Origin of the sequence: Corallococcus sp. CA049B (assembly GCF_003611685.1) — a bacterium.
GTDB classification, from domain to species: Bacteria; Myxococcota; Myxococcia; order Myxococcales; family Myxococcaceae; genus Corallococcus; species Corallococcus coralloides.
Genome location: NZ_RAWC01000332.1, coordinates 1 through 6,695, shown reverse-complemented (window position 1 = coordinate 6,695; position 6,695 = coordinate 1). Strand labels below are relative to the sequence as shown.

Genomic DNA, 6,695 nt, shown 5'->3' with positions numbered 1-6,695 from the left:
GGGTGGGCGAGCCCGTCCGGGTGGCGGGCATCACGGTGGCGGGAGACGTGGCCACGGGCCGCGAGGCGGGGCTGTCCCGGCTCATGAAGGGCGAGGTCTTCGCCGATGAGGACTGGCGCACCTTCGCCGAGGCCTCTAGCGCGGTGAACGAGGAGCTGCTGCGACTGTCGGAGCAGGAGGCCGCGAAGGGGGCGAAGCTCCTCCTCTGGTCCGAGGGAAACGCGGTGGTGCTGGCCACGGAGTTGGAGGCGCTCATCGCACGAGGGAGCACGCTGGCGCGCGAGCGGGGCGTGTGGCTGGGCATGTCGGTGGCGAGCATGACGCCCGAGGCGGAGCGGTTGCTGCGCAACGAGCTCATCCTGGTGGGGCCGGATGGCGCGGTGGCCTGGCGCTACGTGAAGTCCCGGCCGGTGCCGGGGTGGGAGGCGGAGCACTCCATCCCGGGCAGCGCGGAGCCGGCGGTGAGCCATGCCCCTGGCGTGGGAGTCCTGGGAGGCGCCATCTGCTTCGACGGAGACTTCCCGGCGGTGTTCGCCAGCGCGTCGGAGCGGGGGCTCGAACTGCTCCTGCTGCCGTCGAGCGACTGGAAGGGCATCAGTCCGCTGCACACGCGGCAGGCGGTGTTCCGAGCGGTGGAGCAGGGCTTCAGCATGGTGCGGCAGGTGAACCAGGGGCTGTCCGTGGCGGTGGACGGCTACGGGCGCGTGTATGGCGAACTGGACCACTTCACGGCGGAGGAGCGCGTGCTGCGCGCGGAGCTACCGGTGGGCCGGGTGCCCACGCTGTATGCGCGCATCGGGGACTCGGTGGGGCTGCTCTCCGGGCTGGTTGCGTTGGGCTGGGTGCTCCAGGCCTCCGTCCGCGGGCTCATCGCGCGGCGGCGAAGCGTCACCAAGGCCGGCCGCACGGATGGCCAGGGGCCACTGTCTGTCATTGACTGACGATGGACTCAATCAGCCGCGTGCTTCGGTGAAGACCGGTTCGTTCCGCCGGATGCGTTCGAAGAGTTCGCCGTGGTCGATTTCGCCGAGGTCGATGTTCCACAGGCCGGGCACCAGGAAGGCGGAGGCCCACAATGCGGCCTCCTCGTCGGAGCGCCCGTTCTCGAAGCGATGCTCCGTGCGGAGCCCTCCGTAGCACGCGACCTCGTGATCATTCTCATCCAGGAAGCGCGTCTCCAGGTTGCCCGCAACGATGAGACTCTCATCGTTGTAGACGCCCTGGATGACGTCCCGGACCACCAGATCGCCCAGGACCAGGAAGTTCCCCGACGTCCGCAGTCCCTTTGCGACACAGCGGCCCAGGACCACGATGGTCGAATCCGGTCCGCAGTCGTCCAGGAATCCATCGACCTCCAGGTCGCCCAGCACGAGGAGGGGGCAGGTGACGAGCAGCGAGCCGAGGGCCTTCGCGTTGCCCGTCACGACCGTGGCCTTGGACAGCGACGCATCCAGTACGGCGTCCACGGGCTCAAGGGACTCGCGCATCACCAGGGCGGCCAGGCCGACATGCGACACGGGCCCGGGACACAGCGCCTTCGCGAGCGCGGCGGGCTGAAGGGGCGCGTCCTTGGGGAACGCCCTCTCCAGGGTCGTGACCCGGGGCGTGCCCTGATGAGAGAGCGCATCCCGGAGGGCACCGTCCAGTCGGGCGAGCGTGGCCTCCGCGCGCGGAAGGAAGTCGTTCCTGGAAAGGAGCATGGGCGCATCCTATCCAGCGTGAAAGGGCGCGGAAGGGCTGATCCGCGCAACCGCTCCAGTACGTGCTAGCGCGGGCCGTAGACGGGCACCGCGATGTGCTTCGAGCCGTTGACGGTGAGTCCTTCGAGGTGGACGTGGGACCGGGCGAAGCGGTCGTCCCCGAAGGGGGCATGGGTTTCCTTCAGCCAACCTTGGTCCGACGCGGCCCAACGGAGCAAATGTGTTGTCATACGTGACCTCCCGGGCAGGTTGCGACACCCCCGGGATGCACGTGCTGCCTATTGATTTCCGAGAAAAACCAACACAGAGTAAAAAAGACTTCAGGCCCTGAAGGACGGAACCGCACGGGCACGAAGTCCCTCCATTCTCTTCTGTGCTGGACCCGCTGCTGGCGGGATCTCGTCGTGCGGCTGGGGGTCGAGCCGCGTCCACGCCGGAAGGAATCTCTCTCAAGACATCACACCCAGGCACGGGGGATGCCGGGGTGTATCAGGAGCCGCTCCGTTGAATCGACATCCTTTGAGTGGATACAACGCACCGCGTGGGTGGTGCGTGATGGCCTTGCTCGTCCTGGGCGTGGGCTGTGGTGAGTCATTGAACGAGATGGCGCCAGAAGCCCCGCCGCCAATGAAGGCCCACGAAGACCGGCTGGTGGACGGGCTGGAGATCCAGGGCGTGGCGGCGGGCGCGTATCACTCGCTGGCCGTCCGGACCGATGGTGTGGTCTGGAGCTGGGGACAGAACACGGACGGACAGCTGGGGCGAGGTGTCACCAGCGCGGTACCCCAGGCGACGCCGCTGCCCATCACCCTGCCCAGGCGGATGACCGCCGTGGCGGCGGGCAGCGGCCACTCCCTGGCGCTCGATGAGACCGGTCATGTCTGGGCATGGGGCCGCAACGACCGGGGACAGGCGGGAGGCCTGGACCCGAGTGCCCGGGTGCTGGTGCCGACGCAGGTTCCCCTCCTGAGTGGCATCACCGCGATCGCCGCGCGCTCGGACTATTCGCTCGCCGTGGATGCGAATGGTTCCGTGTGGGCGTGGGGACAGAACTCGCACGGCGAGCTGGGCCAGCCGCTGGCGGGCCCGGATGACAATGCCCACCCCACGCCGGTCCAGGTGGTGATTCCCGCGCTCGCGCCGGGGGATCCCTATCTGCCGCAGGCGCCGTCGGACCTGACGGACCCCGCCGACGTCACGAAGATCGTCTCGGTCGCGGCGGGCGGACACCACGTCCTGGCCCTGGGCCGCACGGGCCGGGTCTGGGCCTGGGGACGCAATGACTTCGCCCAGGTCGGCACGGGCGCGAGCTCCGCCCCGGTCCTGACGCCGACGTTGATCCGTACCTGGGTGACGGCGGCCATCGCGGCGGGTGAGTTCCACTCCATCCTCTATGACAACGAGGTCCCCCGGCACGCGGTGAGCTGGGGTTTGAATGGCTCGGGGCAGGGTGGACGGGACTTCGTCGTCAGCGAGCCTCCGTTGACGGGGCAGGTCCTCTCCACTCCCTGGTTCGTCCCGGACACCGCCGCCGGCGGCTACATCGCGGCGGGTGACCACTTCAGCCTGTTCGTCCAGGGCTACCCCTACGGAAACCTGGTGAGCTGGGGCGCCAACGAGTCCGGGCAATTGGGAGACGGCACGCAGCTGCTCCGGCCCACGCCCGACTATGCCCGGCGCTGGGACAGCTACTGGCAGACCTATGTCCAGGTGGACTCCGTAGCGCTCGTGGCGGGCGGTGCGCGGCACGGCCTGTCGGTCCACTTCGAGCGCTGGGAGTATCAGGGCTGTCCCATCGTCTGGTCCTGGGGTGACAACAGCCAGGGGCAGCTGGGCACGGGCAGCCTGTCGCCCGCCCTGGTCAAGTACGTCCAGCCGGGCCTGCCGCTGCGGATCTTCTACCGGGATCAGGATGGAGATGGTCACGGCAACCCCGCCGACTTCCTGAACGCGTGTGCGCTCCCGGAGGGCTTCGTCTCCAGCGCCCTGGACTGCGATGACACGAACGCGGCGCTCAAGCCCGGCGCCGAGGAGGTCTGTGACGGGAAGGACAACAACTGCGACGGACAGGTGGACGAGGGCGTCTGCGCCTTCTGGTACCGCGACGCGGACGGGGACGGCTACGGCAAGGCGAGTGATTCAGTCCAGGCCGGGACCCAGCCCGCGGGGTACGTGGCCAACGACACGGACTGCGATGACACCCGGGCGAACGTCTCTCCCGGTGCGTCCGAGGTCTGCGATGGCCTGGACAACAACTGCAACGGCCAGTCCGACGAAGGCGTGGGCGGCCTCTGGTTCCGGGATGCCGACGGGGATGGCTACGGCAATCCGGGCCTCTCCGCCGCGGCCTGTGGCCAGCCTTCTGGCTACGTCGCCAACGCCAGCGACTGCAACGATTCCAATGCGAGCATCCGGCCCGGAGCCTCGGAGGTCTGCGACGGCGTGGACAACAACTGCAACGGCGGGGTGGACGAGGGGGTGATGCCCACCTTCTACCGCGACGCGGATGGCGACGGTTACGGCATCGGGAGCCAGTCGGTCCAGACGTGCTCGCGGCCCGGGGGCTACGCCGCCAACGCGGGCGACTGCAATGATTCCAACCCGGCCATATCGCCCGGGGCGCCGGAGGCGTGCGACGGCGTGGACAACAACTGCAACGGTGCGGTGGATGATGGCGCCGGGACGACCTGGTACTACGACGGCGACGGCGACGGTTACGGCGTGTGGTTCCAGTCGGTCCAGCAATGCTGGCAGCCCGGCGGCTACGCCTCCAGCGCGGGCGACTGCAACGACTCCAATCCGTATGTCAATCCGGGTGCCTACGATTACTGCGACGGCATTGACAACAACTGCAACGGGTATCTGGATGAAGATGCTTCGACCTGGTACCGCGACGCCGACGGCGACGGTTATGGCAACGGCAACCAGTCGGTCCAGGCGTGCTCACAGCCGTGGGGCTACGTCTCCAACGCGGGCGACTGCAACGACTCCAGCATGTATGTCCATCCGGGTGCCTACGATTACTGCGACGGCATCGACAACAACTGCAACGGGTCCGCGGACGAAGATGCTCCGATCTGGTACCGGGATGCCGACGGTGATGGCTATGGCACCACCAACCATTCGTCACAGGGGTGTTCGAGGCCGTCAGGCTTCGTGTCGAGCGCCGGCGATTGCAACGACTCCAATTCGGCCATCTCGCCCGGGGCGTCGGAGACCTGTGACGAGCAGGACAACAACTGCAACGGGTCCGTGGACGAAGGCGTGAAGCCGACCTGGTACTACGACGGCGACGGCGATGGTTATGGCAGTTGGATCTTCTCGTGGCAGTCGTGCACGGCGCCCCAGTATTACGTGGACAACGTCAATGACTGTAATGACTTCGACGCCAGCATCTCGCCCGGAGCCTCGGAGCTCTGCGACGGCCAGGACAACAACTGCAATGGAAGGGTGGACGAGAACGCGGGCCGCACCTGGTATTACGACGTCGACGGTGATGGTTACGGCAATCCGCTCCTCCCCTGGTCCGGGTGCTTCCCGCCTGCTGGCTTCGTCTCCAACGAAAGTGACTGCGATGACTCCAACGCGTCCATGAATCCCGGAGCTTCGGAGGTCTGCGACGGCGTGGACAACAACTGCAGCGGCGCGACGGACGAGGGGGGCGTCTGCACCCCCACCTGCGGCAGCGGTGAAGCCCTGTGTGATGGGGCATGCATCAACGTCATGGACGACTTCGACAACTGTGGAGGCTGTGGGCGCAGGTGCGCCAACTGGAAGTTCGAGTGCATCCAGGGGCAGTGCATCTACCAGTGAGTAAGGAGCCCCCGGCTCGCGGGGGCTGTTCCTGAAACGAACGGAAGAGGCCTCCTGGCGGACGTGGATCGCCAGGAGGTCCGCGCTGGGGGGGGCGTGCGAAGCGGTTGCGGAAAAAGCACGACCGTCCTATGAAGTGCCCATGCGCAAGGGCGAGCTCACCCATCAGACCATCCTGGAGACGGCCGTCCGGCTGGCGAGCCGGGTGGGGCTGCAGGGGCTGAGCATCGGGGGGCTGGCGGAGGAGTTGGGCCTCTCCAAGAGCGGCCTGTTCGCGCACTTCAAGTCCAAGACGGAGCTGCAGGTGCAGGTGCTGGAGGCGGCCACGGTCGTCTTCACCGAGCGCGTCATCCGCCCGGCGCTGGGCAGGGCCCGCGGCGAGCCGCGCGTGCGTGCGCTCTTCGACGGCTGGCTGACGTGGGACCGGGACAAGCTGCTCGAGGGCGGCTGCATCTTCGTCGCGGCGGCGGCGGAGCTGGACGACGCACCCGGGCCCGCGAGGGACACGCTGGTGCAGGGGCAGCGGGACTGGCTGGACTGCCTGGCCCAGGCCGCGCGCATCGCCGTGGCGGAAGGGCACTTCCGCGAGGCGCTGGACGTGGAGCAGTTCGCCCATGATCAGTACGCGGTGATGCTGGGCTTCCACCACGCGAAGCGGCTGATGCGGGACCCCCAGGCCGAGGCGCGAGCCCGCCGGGCCTTCGACGCGCTCGTCACCGCCGCGCGCACCCCCACTTCCTGACCTTGTCGTTGCCGTGTCCTTCGAGGAGGACCTCATCATGGCTGAAAATAGCACGAACGTTCGGACGAAGATGGCGCTGTGGGGTGTGCGAGCGGCGGCGCGGAGTCTGGGAGCGGTGGCGCCCGGGCTCGCGGCGGAGTGGTCGGAGCAGCTGTTCCTGACGCCCCAGCGGCCGCGGCGCTCGCGCACGGCGGAGGCGGTGCTGGCGCGGGGGCTGCCCCGGGTGTTGAGGGTGGAGGGTGAGAAGGTGGCGGTGTGGAGCTGGGGCGAGGGTCCCCGGGTGCTGCTGGTGCACGGGTGGAGCGGCTATGGCGGGCAGCTGACGGCCTTCGTGCAGCCCTTGGTGGACGCGGGTTTCTCGGTGGTGACGTACGACGCGCCGGGGCATGGGGCGTCCTCCGGGCGCACCAGCTCGCTGCCGGAGCTGGCGGGAATGGTGG

6 protein-coding genes are annotated in these 6,695 nt (G+C 68.2%); 4 read left to right on the top strand and 2 right to left on the bottom strand.

Annotated elements, in window-relative coordinates; all coding sequences use genetic code 11:
• On the top strand, window positions 1-941 hold a 941-nt coding region (locus D7W82_RS37595), incomplete at its 5' end, for a nitrilase-related carbon-nitrogen hydrolase (RefSeq protein WP_304988766.1).
• A gap of 12 nt (window positions 942-953) precedes the next feature.
• Here the strand turns inward: D7W82_RS37595 and D7W82_RS37590 are convergent.
• Complete coding sequence (locus D7W82_RS37590; RefSeq protein WP_120622883.1) at window positions 954-1,700, bottom strand: hypothetical protein; 747 nt, start codon at window positions 1,698-1,700, stop codon at window positions 954-956.
• 65 nt (window positions 1,701-1,765) lie between these two features.
• On the bottom strand, window positions 1,766-1,930 hold the full coding sequence (locus tag D7W82_RS40780) for a hypothetical protein (protein WP_158617804.1): 165 nt from the start codon (window positions 1,928-1,930) through the stop codon (window positions 1,766-1,768).
• Between the two features lie 325 nt (window positions 1,931-2,255).
• On the opposite strand from D7W82_RS40780, the gene D7W82_RS37585 reads away from it, so the two are divergent.
• The 3 genes from D7W82_RS37585 to D7W82_RS37575 form a co-directional block, all read left to right on the top strand.
• Entirely contained in the window at window positions 2,256-5,513 is a 3,258-nt protein-coding gene (locus D7W82_RS37585) for a MopE-related protein (RefSeq protein WP_120622882.1), read from the top strand.
• Window positions 5,514-5,655: 142 nt separating this feature from the next.
• Window positions 5,656-6,255 carry a TetR/AcrR family transcriptional regulator gene (locus D7W82_RS37580; protein ID WP_014396439.1) on the top strand — a complete coding sequence of 200 codons (600 nt, stop codon included), beginning with the start codon at window positions 5,656-5,658 and terminating at the stop codon, window positions 6,253-6,255.
• Between the two features lie 37 nt (window positions 6,256-6,292).
• A partial coding sequence (locus D7W82_RS37575) for an alpha/beta hydrolase (RefSeq protein WP_199727990.1) occupies window positions 6,293-6,695 on the top strand: 403 nt, incomplete at its 3' end.